Source organism: Bacteroidota bacterium (assembly GCA_023957335.1).
Classification (GTDB): Bacteria; Bacteroidota; Bacteroidia; order NS11-12g; family UBA955; genus JALOAG01.
Window position 1 is genome coordinate 223,541 of the sequence record JAMLHC010000001.1, and the last position, 18,904, is coordinate 242,444.

The 18,904-nt window shown below is 37.3% G+C and carries 13 protein-coding genes; 3 read left to right on the forward strand and 10 right to left on the reverse strand.

Going from position 1 to position 18,904, the window contains the following annotated elements:
- Positions 1–44 precede the first annotated feature (44 nt).
- From M9892_00920 to M9892_00965, 10 genes are all read right to left on the reverse strand, one after another.
- Positions 45–1,697: an aldehyde dehydrogenase family protein gene (locus tag M9892_00920; protein ID MCO5252911.1), complete on the reverse strand. Its 1,653-nt coding sequence runs from the start codon at positions 1,695–1,697 to the stop codon at positions 45–47.
- Between the two features lie 121 nt (positions 1,698–1,818).
- Positions 1,819–2,727 carry a hypothetical protein gene (locus M9892_00925; GenBank protein ID MCO5252912.1) on the reverse strand — a complete coding sequence of 303 codons (909 nt, stop codon included), beginning with the start codon at positions 2,725–2,727 and terminating at the stop codon, positions 1,819–1,821.
- A gap of 21 nt (positions 2,728–2,748) precedes the next feature.
- The gene (locus M9892_00930; GenBank protein MCO5252913.1) at positions 2,749–3,603 is read right to left on the reverse strand and encodes a hypothetical protein; all 855 of its coding nucleotides are present in this window, start codon (positions 3,601–3,603) and stop codon (positions 2,749–2,751) included.
- 167 nt (positions 3,604–3,770) lie between these two features.
- On the reverse strand, positions 3,771–4,133 hold the full coding sequence (locus M9892_00935; GenBank protein ID MCO5252914.1) for a cytochrome C oxidase subunit IV family protein: 363 nt from the start codon (positions 4,131–4,133) through the stop codon (positions 3,771–3,773).
- A 27-nt stretch (positions 4,134–4,160) separates the two neighbouring features.
- The gene (locus tag M9892_00940) at positions 4,161–4,907 is read right to left on the reverse strand and encodes a cytochrome c oxidase subunit 3 (GenBank protein MCO5252915.1); all 747 of its coding nucleotides are present in this window, start codon (positions 4,905–4,907) and stop codon (positions 4,161–4,163) included.
- 29 nt (positions 4,908–4,936) lie between these two features.
- Entirely contained in the window at positions 4,937–5,566 is a 630-nt protein-coding gene (locus tag M9892_00945; GenBank protein ID MCO5252916.1) for a cytochrome oxidase subunit III, read from the reverse strand.
- A gap of 6 nt (positions 5,567–5,572) precedes the next feature.
- Positions 5,573–6,475 (reverse strand): heme o synthase, encoded by a 903-nt coding sequence (cyoE, locus tag M9892_00950; protein MCO5252917.1) that lies wholly within the window; start codon positions 6,473–6,475, stop codon positions 5,573–5,575.
- Positions 6,476–6,574: 99 nt separating this feature from the next.
- Positions 6,575–9,223: an OmpA family protein gene (locus M9892_00955; protein ID MCO5252918.1), complete on the reverse strand. Its 2,649-nt coding sequence runs from the start codon at positions 9,221–9,223 to the stop codon at positions 6,575–6,577.
- Between the two features lie 276 nt (positions 9,224–9,499).
- On the reverse strand, positions 9,500–11,416 hold the full coding sequence (locus M9892_00960) for a cbb3-type cytochrome c oxidase subunit I (protein ID MCO5252919.1): 1,917 nt from the start codon (positions 11,414–11,416) through the stop codon (positions 9,500–9,502).
- A gap of 35 nt (positions 11,417–11,451) precedes the next feature.
- The gene (locus tag M9892_00965; protein ID MCO5252920.1) at positions 11,452–12,867 is read right to left on the reverse strand and encodes a hypothetical protein; all 1,416 of its coding nucleotides are present in this window, start codon (positions 12,865–12,867) and stop codon (positions 11,452–11,454) included.
- 342 nt (positions 12,868–13,209) lie between these two features.
- Here M9892_00965 and M9892_00970 point away from each other — a divergent pair, with 342 nt between their 5' ends.
- The 3 genes from M9892_00970 to M9892_00980 all read left to right on the forward strand — a co-directional run bounded on the left by M9892_00970 (position 13,210) and on the right by M9892_00980 (position 18,628).
- A complete protein-coding gene (locus M9892_00970; GenBank protein MCO5252921.1) occupies positions 13,210–13,434 on the forward strand; it encodes a hypothetical protein in 225 nt (74 codons plus the stop codon).
- 1 nt (position 13,435) lies between these two features.
- The gene (locus M9892_00975; GenBank protein MCO5252922.1) at positions 13,436–15,037 is read left to right on the forward strand and encodes a peptide chain release factor 3; all 1,602 of its coding nucleotides are present in this window, start codon (positions 13,436–13,438) and stop codon (positions 15,035–15,037) included.
- 75 nt (positions 15,038–15,112) lie between these two features.
- Positions 15,113–18,628 carry a S8 family peptidase gene (locus tag M9892_00980; protein ID MCO5252923.1) on the forward strand — a complete coding sequence of 1,172 codons (3,516 nt, stop codon included), beginning with the start codon at positions 15,113–15,115 and terminating at the stop codon, positions 18,626–18,628.
- Positions 18,629–18,904: the final 276 nt, after the last annotated feature.

Consider the following 18,904-nt stretch of genomic DNA (forward strand, 5'->3'; position numbering starts at 1 on the left):
GCAAAGATAATCAAAAAATTTAAATACATGTACATACATGCATTTTATTTCATATAACGGTTTCCTATCCACACATACCTTCGATTGATAAAATTCGCATCAGTGAATGTGGCATTGCCTGCAGGATTACCACCGGTAACATGCAAATCGGAAAAAGCAGCATGCTGATTAACAAATGCTGCTCCGGTAAAATTAAAAGAGACAGGTATAAATACTTGATTCATAGAATCCTCTATAATTTCACATTGTTTATTATCTGTGCAATAAGCAAGACAAGTGATTGCACCTTTTTCGACAGCAGATTTCGCGGTCAATTGAAGTGATTCTTCAAAATTATTTGTCTGAACCAGAATAGTCAAGGGTCCAAAATATTCCTTCCAAAATAAATCTTTTTGAGAGCTATCCACTGAAACAATGGTAGGAGTTTGAACTCTTGCAGATTCGAACTCGGGATTGACAAAAGGTTCAGGAGATTTTACTAAATTCGAAAAGTTCTTTTTACTTTCTGTAACTCTTTGAATAGTTGCATCATTTTGGATTGCACCTAAGGTACCGGGTCCTGCTTTGGGATTATTCACCAACGCACTGACGGCATCGGCAAAAATCGTTTTAAATTCATCATAGCTTACCACTCCGTTTGATGTTTTAATACCTTCTTTTGAAATATAAATATTTTGAGGCGCTGTACACATCTGACTTGAATACAAACAAATTGAAAATGCAAGATTAGCCGCCACTTTTTGTATATCATCACAAGAATCCAGAATAACAGAGTTAATACCCGCCTTCTCTGTAAAGACTTCTTTACCTTTGAGTTGTTCAACATAATCGCCAAACAGATTGCCTCCCGTATAGTCAATTAGTTTCACAGCAGGATTTTCGCATAGTTGTTTGGTTATCAGCTCTGAACTACGGTCAATCGCAAGTTGCACAGTTCTTTTATCAAAACCATGTTTAGCTAAGACTTGTTGAATTTCATGAATGACAATAGCCATCGGATACACAGCTTTGGGATGTGGCTTCACGATGACCGGATTGCCTGCAATCAAATTTGCATATAGACCCGGCAATGAATTCCATGTAGGAAAAGTGGTACAGCCAATAACCAGCCCTACCCCTTTGGGGATTGGCTTAAAGTTCTTTTCAAGCACCAAATCAAATTTTCCTAGATTCTTTGTCCAAGTTACATCTTTTGCAAATCGGGTTAATTCAGCATATCCAAGCGTAATAGTTTCGACTGCTCTGTCCAATGCATGAGGTCCGCTTGCCTGAAAAGACATCAAAAATGATTGTCCCGTTGTATGCATGGTCGCATACGCAAGTTCAGAGAAATGATTTTTTACTTCATCTAAGGTTTTAAGTAAAATATCTATACGTGTTTCTATGGAAGTTTTAGCCCAAGTGCCACGAACCGATTCTGCATTGTGAATGAGTGTCTCTGCTGAAAATCGAGGGTATTTTATACCCAACCCTACTTGCAGGTATGGCGAAATTTCTTCACCAGCCCAATCAACACATCCATCTGAATATAATGTATCAAAATTTGTATTTAATCGGCTATGGAAGTCTTTTTCACCCTGTTTTAACTCATCTTCGGTATATGCTTTAGGATTTTCGGGATAAAGTGAAAAATACTCTCTGCTTCTAATTTGCTTGAGATAAAGCTCTAATTTTTTAAATTCTTGTATAGCGTTCATGGCGGCACAAATTTAACCAAATATGCTATGACCGCACCGTCTGTAACTGCAATAATTAGGGCAAAAAAAAGAGCATCTTGTTCAGATGCTCTTTTTGAAGATGACGAGTTATTTTTATCTATTAGAAATAGAAATAAAGATTGATAGCTGCATTAGTATTATCTAGACCCATACCTGTAGATGTGAGTCCTGCATTTCTAACAGACTTGAAAGTTACTTTCTCAGCTTTAAGATTATCAAAATCAAAAGTTTCGTTTGTAACATAAGTACTACTGTTTCTCATAAAAGCTAACGAATAGCCTAATTCACCGCCAAGAGAAATTTTGGGAGCAATAAAATATTCAACACCAACATAACCACGAGCACCTATGAAGAATGCACTTCCAAGATTCGATTCTGTTGTTCTGGCAAACTGTCCACCAAGGGTAGTAATATTTCCTGTACCAAAGTTAGTTGAATTTGGAGCAGTAAAATCAACATCAATAGCGTTGCCATATTGATACGATTGCTTTTGTCCAAAATACCCTAAGAATGCTTCCGCTCCATATACGCCCTGTAAACGTGTACTTCCTTTGCGTTTTTCAATACCTGCTCCTAAGAACACTGTTGAGAGTCTATTGGTGAAATTATCTTGAACAAATTCGGGTAAAAGATTGTTTAAAATCAATTGATTTTTTTGAACCATACCAGCGCGCTTCTCATTATATAAGTTCATGGCAAATCTCGCACGATAAGCAGTATTGGGTGAAATGATCTTTTTACCTAAGAGAGCAAAAGAACCTGTATTGAGGTTATTGTTCAATATGGTTGAAGCACCTGCATTATTGAAGGTAGGAGCTGCGTTACCATTGGTTCCATTAATAAAATTACCAAAGTAATTTAGGAATGGGTTGGCGGAGATACCAAATCCCCAGTCACCCGCTTGTGGCAACACCTCGTGTCCATTCTTGCTCTTAAAACTTTGTTCTCCTTGCGCAAATGCATATACACTTACACTTAGAAATAAAGCTACTAAAAATACTTTTTTCATATTTATGTTATTAAAAAGCTATTAATTAAACTCTAAATTAGAAATAGTAGTTTCGCCTTTGTTCAAACCGACATTTTGACTACCATGTACATAACCATAATCAGATTTAGTAACACAATCGCTACCGTCTTTTTCTTTTCTGTTTGCAAAGAATTTGCGTCCTTTGATCTTAATATTTTTAGAAGATTCTTTAGTTTCTAGTGTTGCACTATAATTTCCGTTACCATCTACTTTTACTTCAATTTCTCTGTCATAAGCCATAGAACCATCAGACATCCAAGAAATCACGATTACTGTTCCACTTGGAGCATCATGTAATTGGTCGTCACCTGTTTCGCACATATCATTTCTGAATTTAACTTTTCCTTTTACAGTCATTAATCCCATAGGTATTTCAGGAACAAATGTATAATTAGCGTTTTCTGTTTTTGTTTCGCCTTTGTAAACTGTAATATTACGTGTTGCTGAATTTACAGTGTACTCCATTACTTCTTTAGCACCATCTTCTTTTGTTTGTTCAAGATTAGCTTTTGCTGGGAAACTAACGGTTACGTTCATTGGTTTGTTCCCTGCGTCAAGTTTAATAGTAAAATTTCCGTCAGCATCAGTAGTTGCTTCATAAACTTTTACTGCATTTGCAGGAGCAGAACCAGAAGTTACCAGGTCAGACATATTCACCCTAGCAATTACCTTAATTCCAGCAACTGGATCTTTCTCTCCACTTAATAGGTTAAGGTTTCCATTAATTTTCCCAACAACAAATGCTGAGCCTAGTGTTGCTGTGCTTGTGTTCTCATTGTCCTTTTTACAAGATTGAATTGAAAAAAGAACAGGTAATGCCATCAATACGGCAAATTTTAAAATTTGTTTTTTCATTTGAATTATTAATTTTTTTGAGGTCGCAAAGAAAAGCAAAAATTACATTCAATAATCAACTACTCATTGATTATGTTAACATTACATCCAGAATGTCTAATATTGTGACAATAAAAAAATCCGATTATGATAATTCATAACCGGATTTGAATTGTTGATACTAGATATTATTGAATATAGTTTGATAATTCTATGGCGCCCCCTTCATGAATAATTAGTGCTATAAGATAGACTACCAAGATTAAGGGTAATAAGATTGTTAAAACCAGATTCTTAACTTCATATTTAAGGTGCATAAAAGTACCTACTATATAGAAACCTTTAAGCACTCCCAAAGCAATAAAAGTCAAGTGTCTTGCGGTTGAGGGGTGGAAAATGAAATAGATAGCTACATCAATTAAGGTTAGAAAAAGTAATATATAGAAAACCATCCATACTTCTTTCTTGCCATGACTATGTGCTTCGGGAACATATTGTGATGGGTCGTACTCCTTTTCTGGATCTTCAATAGTGTGATTCATTGTACTCATATCTGTAATTTATTATTGTTAATAGTTTTAAATGAGGTAAAAGAAGGTAAATACAAAAACCCAAACCAAATCAACAAAGTGCCAATATAAACCCACTTTTTCAACCATATCATAGTGTCCTCTCCTTTCATAAGTACCAAAAATAACATTGATATAAACAACAAGGTTGATGATAACACCACTGAAAACGTGTAAACCATGGAATCCGGTTACCAAAAAGAAAAATGAAGAAAATTGCGGTGCGCCAGTCATTCTATATCCTTCTTGCCAATGGTAAGTGTCAAAAAGTTTGAGGCTGTGTGCATATTTAGCGCCTTCTGCTGTCAGCCCAAAATCATTTCCATACATTCTGGCGCCTTCGCCAATAAAGACAGACCATTCCCAAGCCTGACATGACAAGAAAATAAGTCCACCCACGATGGTCAACAGCATGTATTTAGCAACTTCTTTCTGTGCCATTCTTTGTCCGGCTTCCACTGCCAAAACCATGGTAACTGAGCTAAATATCAGCACAAAAGTCATGAAACTAACGAAAAACAAAGGTAGATGCATGTGTCCGGCAAAAGGGAAGTGATTAAACACCATATCCGGTGATGGCCATACATCCCAATTGGCAAATCTGGTTGCACCATAGAAAACTAAGAGTGAGGAAAATGTGAAGATATCTGAAATCAAGAATATCCACATCATCAATTTTCCATAGCTAACATTAAATGGAGAGCGACCTCCTGCCCACGTAGGCTTAGCTTGTTGAATTGTAGCAGTGTTTGACATCTATTTGTAAATTAAGTTAATTTTGTTTGTTATCGCGCAAAGTAAAGAAATAAAAGAATACAAATCCAAAGTAATCCGAGAAAATGCCAATATGTTGTTGAGATATTAATAAACACAAGGTCTTTTCTATGAACTTTGAGCTTTAAAGACTTATAAAAAGTAATAATAAGCAGTGCTAAACCAATCAGGATATGTGCCAAATGCACCAGTGAAATCACATAAACAAAACTGGCAGATATTTCCTCAGGTTCTTGATTGGAAATGAACAAACCTCTACTTGTCATATCCTTCCAACCCAAGAATTGAGAAATTCCAAACATAAGTCCGGTAATAATGGCTAAAAATACAAGACTGGGCACAAGTTGCACATCATCTTTGCGAGCAGAATTATATGCCTTTTGCATTAAGAAACTCGATACAACAGCAATACCGGCACTCACCCAAAAACATATAGGTAACTGAAATTGAAGCCAAGCCTCATTGCGCAATCCATCAGTTCTTTGTACAATATAAGCACTGATAAATCCTGAGAAAAGCATGATGGAAGCTATGATGAGCAGCCAAACAAGGAATACAACTGGATGTACTCCAAAACTGCTTTTATCCTCCCTTGTATTCTGAATATTACTTGGATTTATATTTGTAATTTTTTCACTCATTTTAAATTAAAATAATAAAGCAACTAAAACAAAAACGATATGCAGATAGCTTGCTAACATAACCTTTTTGGCGTCTTTGTTCTCTAATGTTTTATATAATTGAAGGGCATACCATAGCACAATTCCACCGCATATCATGGCAACAATGAGATAAACGACTCCACTAAAACCAATCAAGAAAGGAATGGCACTGGCAAGTGTCATCAACAGTGAGTACCACCATATTTGAAAGGCGCTATTCTTACTTTTGCCCTGACGCGAAGGCAACATAAAATAACCGGCTTTAAGATAATCCTCATGTAATAGCCATGCTAAACTCCAAAAGTGAACAAATTGCCAGAAAAATTGAATGGCAAAAATGATAATTGCAATAAATGAAATTTCTCCTGTTGCTCCAATAAAACCAAGCATGGGAGGAGCCGCACCGGGCAAAGCTCCAACAAAAGCACAAATGGGAGTAATCTTCTTTAAAGGAGTGTAAATAAAGGCATATATAACCAATGAGCCTAAGCCTAAAAATGCCACTGTTGCGTTAAAAGTAATTCCCAATATGAAAATACTCAATATTGAACTGATAAAGGCAAAAACTAAAGCTTCGTTGATAGACATGGAATTAGTCACGAGTGGACGGTTCTGTGTTCTGGTCATTAATTTATCAGAATCTCTTTCCATCACTTGATTCAGCGCATTGGATGCTGCGGATAACAAAAAACCTCCAATCAGAAGTAGTAATAAAGAAGCAAAGTGAAATTCAGCGTAAGGGTCTTTGTAAACACCCACAAGATAGCCAATACATGCAGTCACCGCAACAAGAAGTGATAGTCGAAACTTCCCCAGTATGAGATAGTCTTTTACACTAGCCTTGGAGGTAAACACTTCCACATTCGATATTTCGGGCTGATTCTCCAACTTGTAAACCGCGTGCGAAATTAATTCAAAATGGCAAATAATAATAAAGGCAGCATAAAAATGCTGCCTTTATTATTTTAACGATATGTATTCGTAAAATTATTTTTCTAAGATACTGAATTCAACCCTTCTGTTCTGTTGTCTTCCTTCTTCGGTATCATTGGTTGCAACGGGCTTGGTTTTGCCGTAACCTTTAGCTTGCATTCTGCTTTCAGATATGCCTTTGCTCACCAAATAAGTTTTCACAGAATTTACACGATCTTGTGACAGTTTGTTATTAGACGCATCACTTCCCACGTTATCAGTATGACCGGAAAGTTCAATTTTGACAGTTGGATTTTGTTGTAAAAACTCAACTACCCTATTTAACTCTGAATAGGACTCTTCTTTTAAATTAGCAGAACCAAATTCAAAGAAAATATTATTCAACCTCACTGTAGCACCAACCTCAATAGGAACCAAGAATAGATTCTTTTCTATCTCTCTATATTCCCCTACTTGTCTCAAGTCTAAGTTTTCAGATACACCGATAAAATTAGGAGCGCTGGCAGTGATATCATAGTTTTTGCCATAAGGAAGGACAATCTTATATTCACCTGTGGCAGGGTTTGTTCTGGCTATTCCATAATTCACACCATCTTCAATTCCATTATAAACAATAGTAGCTGCAATGGGCTCATTGGTTTTCTCATTCAAAACCTTACCTTTGATAAGAATAACAGGGTCCGGTTGCACTTCTTGTTTTAATTCTATTCTGATAATGTCAGTCAACCCAACTGAGTTTTTAGAACTTGCCATATAAGCATATTTACCGGAAGCATCAATTGAGTAGTAAGCATCCCATTTTTCAGTATTTACATCACTTCCAAGATTTTCGGGTTCTGACCAATTTGTCCAAGTATCATCCAAACGTTTTGCCATCCATATATCATTGCTACCCAATCCACCTTTTCTGTTGGAAGAATAATAAAGAGTTTTTCCGTCTGATGCCATAAATGGAGAGTGTACATCATCTCCTTTGGTATTGATGGTTGTACCTAAACTGATAGGTCTTGACCAAGTACCACCTTTTTGCAAATGGGAAACATACAAATTTTCATTATCATCAGACGAACTTTCTGAGAACCCTAAAATCAAGTGTTTACCATCTTGTGTCCAATAGCAAGCAACGTAAGTACCTTTTGCCATATTTTCATAATCCTTAATATCAATTCCTTGTGGTTTTGACCAACCATCAACGGTTCTATAGATAAAAGAATATCCTTTTTTCACATATTCACCATTATTAAAGTAACCTTTGATTACCATGGTGTTTTCGTCAGGGCTAACACCGGCAACGCTGTTATAGGTTCTGGTGTTAAAGGGGGCGTCAAGGTGTTTAGCTTCGGCATTTTCTATTCCATTGCTAATATCAGCCACCCAAATATCTTGCGAACTATAGGCACCGGTGTTATTCAAAGGATGATCTGAGCGGATGAAATAAAGTGTCTTTCCATCAGGAGAAATAGTCGGGCTAATTTCGCTATAAACAGTATTAATATGTCTATCCATTTTAGCAATTACCTCCTCATTAAATGTGGGATATTGATGAGAAGGCGACTTGGTAGGGAACTTATAAAGAACTTGGAACTGCAATCCATAAAGATTCATCATTGATTTTAGCTTTTGAGGTGCTCCTTGTGGATTACCGGATTCCAAATAACTAACATCAGATAACATCAAGTTAAATTGAGCGTATGCCCTAAGCCCAATCATCACAGGAAGTGATTTTGATGGGTTAATATACATACCTAAGTTATAGCTCAAACCAGCGGTAAAACCACCTCCCAACCTACCTTGTGGTATTCCGGTTACATCGTTTGCAGTAATTTTAGACTTAATATTGGTCATTGCTCCATGGAAACCCCATCCGGAATAGGTAATCACAGGTCGATAGTAATGTTTAGAAGGTTTGAGGAATATAAAATTCAAAGCATTTGAACCAAAGCTATATGAGCGACTCCAATCAGCACCACCACCTTTGGATACAGCTTTCCTACTCTGAATCTGAATTTCTATGATAGACTTTCCTGTTTTATAAAAAGCACCCATTATATCAATACCATTGGTAGTACCCATTTTGTTTAAGGGTTCTGATAATAATAGGGGATTATTTGCACCATCCTTTTTATTAGGGTTTTTATTGTATGCATCAATATATTCATTAAAAGCACTATAACCGCCCCACGCTCTATCATAACCCAGACCAGCATATACCGGCATCCATTTGTCTGATTTTTGACCAAATGCACCATCATTCATTTTCCAATTTTTAATTTGGTCTAAGCTTGATGCTAAATTGTGATAAGTATTCACATCCACAAACCACATAATTTCTCTCACCCACTCATCTTTTACTACATTCAGTGCTTTGACTGCATCTTCTGTTGATAGATTTTTAAGAATCTGGGCTACTACATCTCTTTTGCAACTCGTCAATATCGCAACAATTTTTAATTTTGAATCTTGATCACTTGAATTTTCATTCAACTTACCAAGAAGCAGTTCAATCACTGCTGCACCAACTGCAGGGGTGGACTCATTAACGGTTTTCACCAACTTCATATCCGGTGTAATCGTCTTGTAATTGGGTTTGTAAGTAGCCTTGTATTGCTCATACGACATTTGCGAATAGAGCGAATTACAAAACAACATGAAAGCAGAAACGAACAAGATTCTGCCTAAGCTTTTGAGTAGTTTGTTTTTCATTGGATTAATTAATTAAAATAATGCTGCAATAATAATTGTTTGGAATCACATAGATAATCTTTATTTAAAAAAAATACCATTTTTTTTATCGTCCCAATCCCATTGAAAGTGCTTACGATTTGAGCATCATAGCATAAAATAAATAAATTATCATTCAATAGTATTAGCAAATTGCAAGGTTATATGTGATAAGAATATTTCAAAAACGGTAAAATAAAAAAAGCCTCTAAATGTGATTCAGAGGCTTTGCACTATAATAAATCCTGATTGTAAATATTAAGAGGCTTTTACCAAACCAAAAAGTCTGGCAAATGAAGTGAAAAACACTTTACCGGCATCGGGACTTTCATCTAATGTTGGTACGGTATCATTTTCCGGTGTGACATTCTTAACATTTTCATGTGAAAATTCGGAAACATCACCGTCTTCCGGTTCGTTTTGAGGCCAATAATCCAATTCTCTCCCAGGTACGCTATATTCATAAGCACCTCTGTAAACTACGGGTAATGGACCGTCCCAGTTTCCATGGATGTGTTCAACAGGTGTAGTCCATTCAAGTCCGTTTGCCTGCCATGGGTTTTGGGTTGCTTTCTCCCCCCAATAAATACTCTTCACAAAGTTAACAATGAACAAGAGTTGTGCAGAAACGCCTAAAATAGCACCCAATGTCATCACAATATTAGCGTCCATCCAAATCCCAAATTCAGGAATTAAAGTAAATTCATAATATCTTCTGGGCACACCTGCCACTCCCAAGAAGTGCATAGGATAGAACACAACATAAGCACCAATAAAGGTCAGCCAAAAGTGGAAATGTCCTAAGGTATTGTTCATCATACGTCCAAACATTTTGGGGAACCAATGATAAACACCACCAAACATTGCAAATATTGCCGCAGCACCCATAACAAGGTGGAAGTGTCCAATTACAAAATATGTATCATGGAGTGTGATATCAACAGCAGCATTACCCAAGAACATTCCGGTAACACCACCTGAAATAAACAAAGAAACCATGCCTATTGAAAATAACATACCGGGTGTAAATCGGATATTCCCTTTCCACAAAGTGGTCAGATAATTAAAAGTTTTTACCGAAGACGGTACTGCAATAATTAGCGAGATTGCCATAAAGACTGTGCCCAAGAATGGATTCATTCCGGTTACAAACATGTGGTGTCCCCATACAAGAAATGATAAGAATGAAATTGCAAACATAGAAACAATCATGGCAGTATAACCAAAAATAGGTTTACGTGCATTGTTTGCAATGATTTCAGAGACAATACCAAATGCCGGCAAGATGATAATATACACTTCCGGATGTCCTAAGAACCAAAACAAGTGTTGATACAAAATCGGGCTTCCACCCACATTATCCAAAGCTCCTACACCATTTAAGTATATATCGGACAGAAAAAATGAAGTTCCCAACATTCTATCAAAGATTAAAAACAATCCTGCTCCCAACAACACGGGGAAAGAAAGCAGACCCACAACCGCAGCAAAAAAGAAACTCCAAACAGTCAACGGCATGCGGTTCATGGACATACCTTTTGTTCTCATATTCAATACTGTAGAGATGTAGTTAATACCTCCCAACAAGGAAGATATAATAAAGAGCACTATTGAAAACAACCAAAGTGTCATTCCGGTGCCTGAGCCTGGTATGGCTTTATCCAAAGCCGACAAGGGAGGATATACTGTCCAACCACCTGCGGCAGGACCTGTCTCCAAAAAGAATGAACAAACCAACACAAATGCAGAGGCAATAAAGAACCAAACCGCCAACATATTCATAAAAGGTGATGCCATATCTCGGGCACCAATCTGTAATGGAATAAGTAAATTACTATAAGTACCGCTCAACCCGCCTGTCAACACAAAAAACACCATGATTGTACCGTGAATAGTAACAAGTGCAAGGAAGAAGTTAGGGTCGATAACTCCGCCTTTACCCCATTTGCCTAAAAACATTTCAATAATGGTAAACGAGTGACCGGGCCACGCCAATTGCAATCTGAAAAGCAAAGACATAAACCCTCCGATGCAACCCATGATAATACCGGTAATCAGGTATTGACGGGAAATCATCTTGTGATCCAGACTAAAAATATACTTGCTGATAAAACTCTGCTTGCCATGTTCGTGATGACCGTGTTCGCCTGATTCTATGTGTGCTGTATGATTCATTATTTGATTAATTATTGTTTAGCGATATGTATTAATTATATTGAGGGAGTGATTTTATTGGATTCGTTTTTAACCATTCTTGTATTTGATTGTTGTACTTCTGAATTTGCAAAAGCTGGCTTTTGTTGTTTCAACCATTCATTGTATTCGGCTTCTGTATCTACAACCGTAATTTTAATTTTCATATTAAAGTGAGCCTGTCCACATACTTTATTGCAATAAACAAAGTAATCGAACGAATCATCTTTTTTCTCAGCTCTTGCTTCTTTTGTTGATTTAATGGGCTCGAACACAAAATAAGTACTCATTCCGGGAACAGTATTCATTTGCAATCTGAAATCGGGTGCAAAAGCAGAGTGAATAACATCTCTTGAACGGAATTTGAATCTCACGGTCTTTCCTTTTTGAAGCACTATTTCTTTTACTACGATATCATCATTTGCCTCGCCATTAAAGGTACTTGCAAACTTTGTTTTGTCAGATTCCACAATAGCCATTCTCTCCAATTGCTTGGTTCTTCTTCTCAACATTAAAGCCATTTCGTCTGCATATTCACCATTTTTTACTTTTGTAATCTCCTTCTTGGTATCTTCAATACCCTTCGCGTCAGCTTTATTGCTATAAGCATCTAATTGCTTATACAAATCATCCAAATACCCTTTAACATTCACAATTTTAGCACTATAATTGGCGGTATCTTTTTTCAGTTCTTCTTTAAAATTGTCAACTTCTGATTTTACTGCAAGTCCCAACGGATTGGTTCCTGAAATATAGTTAAAACTGGAAACTCCCAATTTACCGTCATTGCCGGGATAGCGAGCAGACCACCCAAATTGATATGCAAAAACTTCAATTTCTTGCGCTTGCTTAGCCTCGGGATTATAAGTAATTTCTTTCCATGCAGCATTACCTCTAAAGACCATAAACAACAACATCACAAAAGGTACAACCGTCCAAAAGATTTCAAGTTTATTATTTTCAGGATAGTAATAGGCTTTTCTTCCTTCTTTAGTTCTATACATAAATGGGAATATGAACAGAAGTATTTCGGTAATGATAAATACCGCAAAAGTCAAAACAAATGTAAACATGAACATATTGTCTATTGCAAACCCGTGCGCAGCGCTAGGATTAGTAACTTTGGCATATTTACCATGAATGGCAAGTTCCCAAAATGCAAAATAAACTCCTAAAATCAGAATGATTAGACCAATCCATGCACTGACTTTGTTTACATCAGCCACTTTCTTTCCGGTTATTTTTTGAGTGAAATGGGCAATATCAAACACAAAAGCAAGCACAGTTACCAATAACGCAAAAGCAATAAAAATCATCCATAAAACTTCTGTACGTATGGTTTCATAAGGAGTTGATTCGTGGTAAGGCTTAAATTCACCACCGCCCACACCAAACCAAGAGGCTTGTTGTGTTTCAAACGGGAGTGAATGCATATTGAAAAGGGGTGCGAATATGTATGTTAATGAAACAACTAAAATCGCTGCAAAGGCTTTAAACAAGTTCTTTTTTATCGTAGTATTCATCATGTATTTTATGACTTTTTAGGGGTTATTTATCGCGTGCAAATGTATTCATATTTTCATTTAATCAAGCAAAATTGAAAAATTATAAAGCCTAACACCCGTTAGTATCAAGGGATTGCAGCAGATTTACCAATAGTTAAAGTAAATAAAAACTTTTTTTATTTTAGACTAACCCATATTTTTATTTTACGATTTACAAATCCCGTTTTTAAATAAAAATAAGTACGAATTCATTGTACTTTTGCGCGCCTTATGAGAAAGTCACTCCAAGTCATTTTATTTCTTGTATTTTTGACTACGACTGTGCCTATATCGTTGCTATCATTCGATTTTGACATAGCACAATTCGCACAATCAGATTCAATGACTCTCACTCCGGTTGAACATAAACCCAGAATTATATTGTTTACAGTAATTGGATTTGTGTCTGCACTTATATTATTTATCATCATCAAAAGAAGAAAAAAGAAATCCTGAAATGAATCCTGCCTTTGTTAAAGAAATAGAAAAGCGAAAAACCTTTGCTATCATTAGCCACCCCGATGCGGGAAAAACCACCCTTACAGAAAAGTTGTTGCTGTTTGGCGGTGCTATTCAGACAGCAGGAGCGGTTAAATCCAACAAAATCAAGAAAACCGCCACTTCTGATTTCATGGAAATTGAGAAGCAGAGAGGAATTTCCGTTGCGACCTCCGTTATGACTTTTGCTTATAAAAACAAACTCATTAACATTTTGGACACTCCCGGACACAAAGACTTTGCAGAAGATACTTTTCGAACCCTTACGGCTGTGGACAGCGTCATCCTTGTGATTGACTGTGTAAAGGGGGTTGAGGAACAAACCAAAAGGCTGATGGAAGTGTGTCGTATGAGGAATACGCCTGTGATTGTTTTTATAAACAAACTCGACCGAGAAGGTCAAGACCCTTACGAGTTGCTTGACGAACTCGAAGAAAAACTTTCCATCAAAGTACGCCCTCTCAGCTGGCCTATAGGAATTGGAGCAACATTTAAAGGAGTTTATAAATTATATGACGGAAGTTTTCGCTTTACAGAAAGTGCCAAAACTAAAGTGGGCAAAGAAGTAGCAATATTGAACGACCTCAACTCTCCTGAACTGGGAAAACTTATAGGAGAAAAAGAAGCGGACAAACTCAGAGAAGACAAAGAATTGATTGAGGGAATCTATGGGGACTTCAATGTAAAACAATACCTTGACGGCAAATTAGCTCCTGTATTCTTTGGGTCTGCCTTAAACAATTTCGGAATCCAAGAAATGTTAGACAAATTTGTGGAGATAGCACCATTCCCAAGGTCGCGAGAAAGCACAACAAGAGAAGTTCTTCCTTCAGAAGAAAAATTAAGCGGATTTGTATTTAAGATTCATGCCAATATTGACCCCAAACACCGCGACAGAATTGCTTTTATGCGCATTGTTTCAGGCAAATTTGACCGCAATACTTTTTATTATCATGTACGACTGAATAAAGAAATGAAATTCTCCAATCCTGTAACATTTATGGCAGAAAGCAAAAGTCTGGTTGATAGTGCTTATCCCGGTGATGTGGTCGGATTGTATGATACCGGAACTTTCAAAATTGGAGACACTTTGACCCAAGGCGAAAAAATGATGTATAAAGGCATACCCAGTTTCTCTCCCGAAATTTTCAAGGAACTGATAAACCTCGATCCCATGAAGTCAAAGCAATTGGAAAAAGGCATAGACCAGCTCACAGACGAAGGGGTAGCGCAACTTTTCAGACAAGAGCCGGGCAACAGAAAATTCATTGGCACAGTTGGCGAACTCCAATTTGAGGTAATTCTGTACAGACTTGAACATGAATATGGAGCAAAATGCCGTTTTGAGCCACGCTCTTTTTACAAAGCATGCTGGATTACGGGCGACAAAGCTAAAATCCATGAGTTTATTAAATTCAAATCCAAAAACATTGTTACAGACAAAGACCTTAACCTTGTTTTTTTGGCTGAGACCGCATGGGTGCTCAAAACTGCAATGGAAACCAATCCCGACATTCAATTCCATACAACTTCCGAGTTTAAAGATGACTTAATGTCATAAAAAAATATACTATTTGAGTTTTTTCAAAAATTTGCATCACGGAATTTTCTATTTCATACCTTCGTGTTGTCAAATATGAAAAGAATAAGTAGCGGTATATCACTAATTTTACTGAATTTCTTCTATTTAACTTTATCTGCACAAATACAGGATTATAATGTATTTTTTAAAAACGGGACTTTTACACCTGCTGAAAATAAAGGTGTTGTAAGCAATTATGAAATAACAAACACAAGTGTTGAGGGTTTTGTTTATGGATTTATTCAATTTTATGAAATCCCCAACCAAGAGCAAAGAAACCAACTTCATAATATAGGTATAGAATTAGGAGAATATATAAAACGAAACACCTACGCTGCTGTCATTCCACAACACAATTTCACTTTAATTCAAAATCTGCAAGGGCTGCGTAGCTTTTTTGTCCTACCCTCTACATTCAAAATAAGAAAAGGAACTGAAACCGTAGGAATCGAACGCATAAACCTATGTATTTCAATTTACAAAAATGCGAATTCACAGGCTGCCATCTCTCACCTAAAGAGTCAGGTTGACGATATAAATTTTATAAGTATAACAAAGGGTATTTTCGTTGTCAATATCAGAAGAGAGCAAATTCATCAAATAGTTGAGCTTCCCTATATCCAATGGGTTGAAGAGCAGGATATGACACCACATTTATTGGACATATCATCTATTAATTTGCACAAAACCAACATACTTAAATCCACCTTGACCGGACAAAGAGGATTAAGCGGCAATGGTGTTGCCATTGGCATTTTTGACGGCATTGTTTACAACCATATTGATTTTGCCAACAGGTTGACTATCGTAAGCGGGTCTTCGGTATATGACCATTCAACAGAAATAGCAGGTTTGTTTGCAGGTGCAGGAAACAGAAATCCAATTGCCATCGGACACGCCCATAAAGCCGACATTTATTCATGGGAAATTACGAATAACATTATCAACGATATTGATTCAGGGGTCATTGACTACAATATGATGATTGCCAACCATTCGTATTTTATTGGCAATTCTGGCAGTTGCACAAATCGAGGAGAATATGATATTGTGAGTTATTATTTTGACACACTGGCTGCCAAACACCCAAGTTTACTTCAAGTATTTGCTGCGGGCAACCACAGAGCCAATAACTGTATTGCAGGTGGATACAGAACCGTTTTTGAAGGTTTGCAATCATCAAAAAACGGAATGACAATCGGCTCAGTTACGGCTATAGACGGTAACAGCAGCGACCATTCTTACGGACCCACATTGGACGGGAGAATCAAGCCCGATGTAGTAGCAAGAGGTGTTAGCGTATATAGCTCCATCACCGGACAAAACTACACAACAGTTTCGGGCACTTCGTTCAGCACTCCCAATACCGGAGGAACTGCAACTTTATTGTATGAACATTATCGTGCGCTTAATTCAGGCAAAGACCCTGCAACACACACAATCAAAGCCATTTTGATGAATACGGCTACTGACTTGGGCAACGCAGGACCCGATTTCATATATGGATATGGAAGGATTGACGGATACAAAGCAGCTAAAGTGCTTGAGAACAAATATTACCTTGTGGATAGCATTGCCCATCAAGACTCGCTCACTGATTCACTTTTCATATCAGGAGTTTCTAAGACCAAGGAAATCCGCTTCATGTTAGCTTGGGCGGAAGACCCCACTCCTTTACCTTCAGCCATGGCACTGATAAATGACCTTGATTTGTTTTTGATTGACCCCAACTTCGACACTATCCGACCCTTGGTTCCCGATTACACAAACCCAAGCACTGTTGCCGGTGAACAGATTGACACACTGAACAATAATGAACAAGTGGTGGTCAGTAATGTAATTCCAGGATATTACAAAGTTGTTGTATTAGGAAAATCAATTCCGGCAGGCAAAGTGGGCTACACTTTGACATGGCAGGAAACTGAACCTTATTTAGAGCTGACCTATCCTTTTGGAGGAGAAAAATGGCTTCCACCCAAAGATGCCGCCACTGCACAGATTATTGCTTGGGACGGTTATGATTTGACCGGGACTATCAGTGTTGAATTCTCTGATGACAGCGGTTCTACATGGAACACACTTACAAGCGGATTAGCCAATACAACAAGATACTACGTTTGGAACAATGCTTCCCCTACTTTATACACCGGGCAAGCGCTCATCCGCGTTAGTACAACAGGTGGAATGAGTTCACAAAACAGTCGTGTATTTACCATTATGTCCAATCCCCTTAATACGGGAGTGTCAGGCATTCCTTGTTCTCAACAAGTAACACTCTATTGGAAGTCAACCGTAGCAACTGATACTTTCCGCATCTTTCAGTTGATTGGCGAAGAAATGACTGAAATCGCCAAGACTACTGACACATTCTATATCGTAACCGGATTGACAAACGGCACACAGTATTGGTTTGCGTTGTCTATCATCGACCAAAACAATGTTGAGAGTATCCGAAGTTGGGCACAACCTTTTACCCCCATTGCCGGCACAATACCGACATCTGTGAACACACAGCCCACAAATCAAAAAGCATGTAGGTTTTCTGACATAAGTTTTAACCCTTCTTTCAACGGCACACCCACGATTTATTATCAATGGGAACGGAGCACAGATGGGGGTGCGACTTGGACCAACATAGTAGGAGAAACTTCCGCAAGCCTTAGCATCACCTCCATAGACTCCGGACTGATGACTAACTTATACCGCAACTCTTTTTACAACGCCTGCGGTGGTCTTTTTTATACCAATAACGTGTCGGTCATTGCTGACTCTATTCCACTCAAACCAACGATTGGCATTAACCCCTTGACTGTTTGCAAAGACACTATTGAGTTCAGCTATCCCCACGGACTGGTTAACTTAAATTATGATTGGAAATTTGAAGAGGCAGAGTACCCCACCCTGAGCGGACTTAATTTAGATAATCCAACCAATCAATGGGTTTATCCTACCCTCCCGGGAATCAAAGAAATCATACTCAAAGTTACTTTTCCCGGCAACAATTGCTCAAACGCAGATACAACAACCACAAACATTGGATGTATAGCGTTACCCATTGAATGGCTCAGCTTTTCAGCTACTGCTCAGGCAAATTCAATCTTATTGCAATGGCAAACTGCTAATGAATTCAACAATGATTATTTTACCATACTTAAATCACTTAACTTGACCGATTGGCATGCCATTGGCACAAAGAAAAGCGCTGGCAATTCATATTCTGTTGTTCAATATCTGTTCAACGATGAACATCCTGTCAATGGAGTACAATATTACAAGTTGCAACAAACCGACATAGACAATTACAATTCTTTTTCAAAGGTTGTGCAGGTTTTGTATCAATTACCGACAAGCAACATCACAATCAACCCTAACCCTGTCAATGATTGGTTATATTTTATTTCTCCTGACGCAACAAACAATATCTATATCAAAGATATAACCGGCAAGATAATCCGTTCATATATAAATGCCCAATCTCAAATCAATGTCTCAGACTTAGCCAATGGAGTATATTTTATAGAAATAGAAAGCGAAGGGCGAATATTCAGGTCTAAGCTTTTGAAGCAATAACACAAGTTGCACCCTTCTTGTAGTTTAAACTATACTTTCTTACATACATAATACATACAAATACGCAATTCAACATACGATTGCCATAATGACATTTTTCTACATTTTGCGCCATTGAATATCCTTGCAGCAGATTAATCCTTAATATATTAATCTTTAAAAGCCGTGTTTGTTGTTGTCACCAACCACACAAATTAAAAGTTGGATTATATAAACAATAATCCTTGCAGTTCAGCAGAAACATTAGCTTTATTACCTACTGACTACTATCATAGA

Bases quoted from the DNA above. Each gene is read 5' to 3' on its own strand.
- M9892_00920 (MCO5252911.1), bottom strand. From the start codon at position 1,697: ATGAACGCTATACAAGAATTTAAAAAATTAGAGCTTTATCTCAAGCAA.
- M9892_00925 (MCO5252912.1), bottom strand. From the start codon at position 2,727: ATGAAAAAAGTATTTTTAGTAGCTTTATTTCTAAGTGTAAGTGTATAT.
- M9892_00930 (MCO5252913.1), bottom strand. From the start codon at position 3,603: ATGAAAAAACAAATTTTAAAATTTGCCGTATTGATGGCATTACCTGTT.
- M9892_00935 (MCO5252914.1), bottom strand. From the start codon at position 4,133: ATGAGTACAATGAATCACACTATTGAAGATCCAGAAAAGGAGTACGAC.
- M9892_00940 (MCO5252915.1), bottom strand. From the start codon at position 4,907: ATGTCAAACACTGCTACAATTCAACAAGCTAAGCCTACGTGGGCAGGA.
- M9892_00945 (MCO5252916.1), bottom strand. From the start codon at position 5,566: ATGAGTGAAAAAATTACAAATATAAATCCAAGTAATATTCAGAATACA.
- M9892_00955 (MCO5252918.1), bottom strand. From the start codon at position 9,223: ATGAAAAACAAACTACTCAAAAGCTTAGGCAGAATCTTGTTCGTTTCT.
- M9892_00960 (MCO5252919.1), bottom strand. From the start codon at position 11,416: ATGAATCATACAGCACACATAGAATCAGGCGAACACGGTCATCACGAA.
- M9892_00965 (MCO5252920.1), bottom strand. From the start codon at position 12,867: ATGCATTCACTCCCGTTTGAAACACAACAAGCCTCTTGGTTTGGTGTG.
- M9892_00970 (MCO5252921.1), top strand. From the start codon at position 13,210: ATGAGAAAGTCACTCCAAGTCATTTTATTTCTTGTATTTTTGACTACG.
- M9892_00975 (MCO5252922.1), top strand. From the start codon at position 13,436: ATGAATCCTGCCTTTGTTAAAGAAATAGAAAAGCGAAAAACCTTTGCT.
- M9892_00980 (MCO5252923.1), top strand. From the start codon at position 15,113: ATGAAAAGAATAAGTAGCGGTATATCACTAATTTTACTGAATTTCTTC.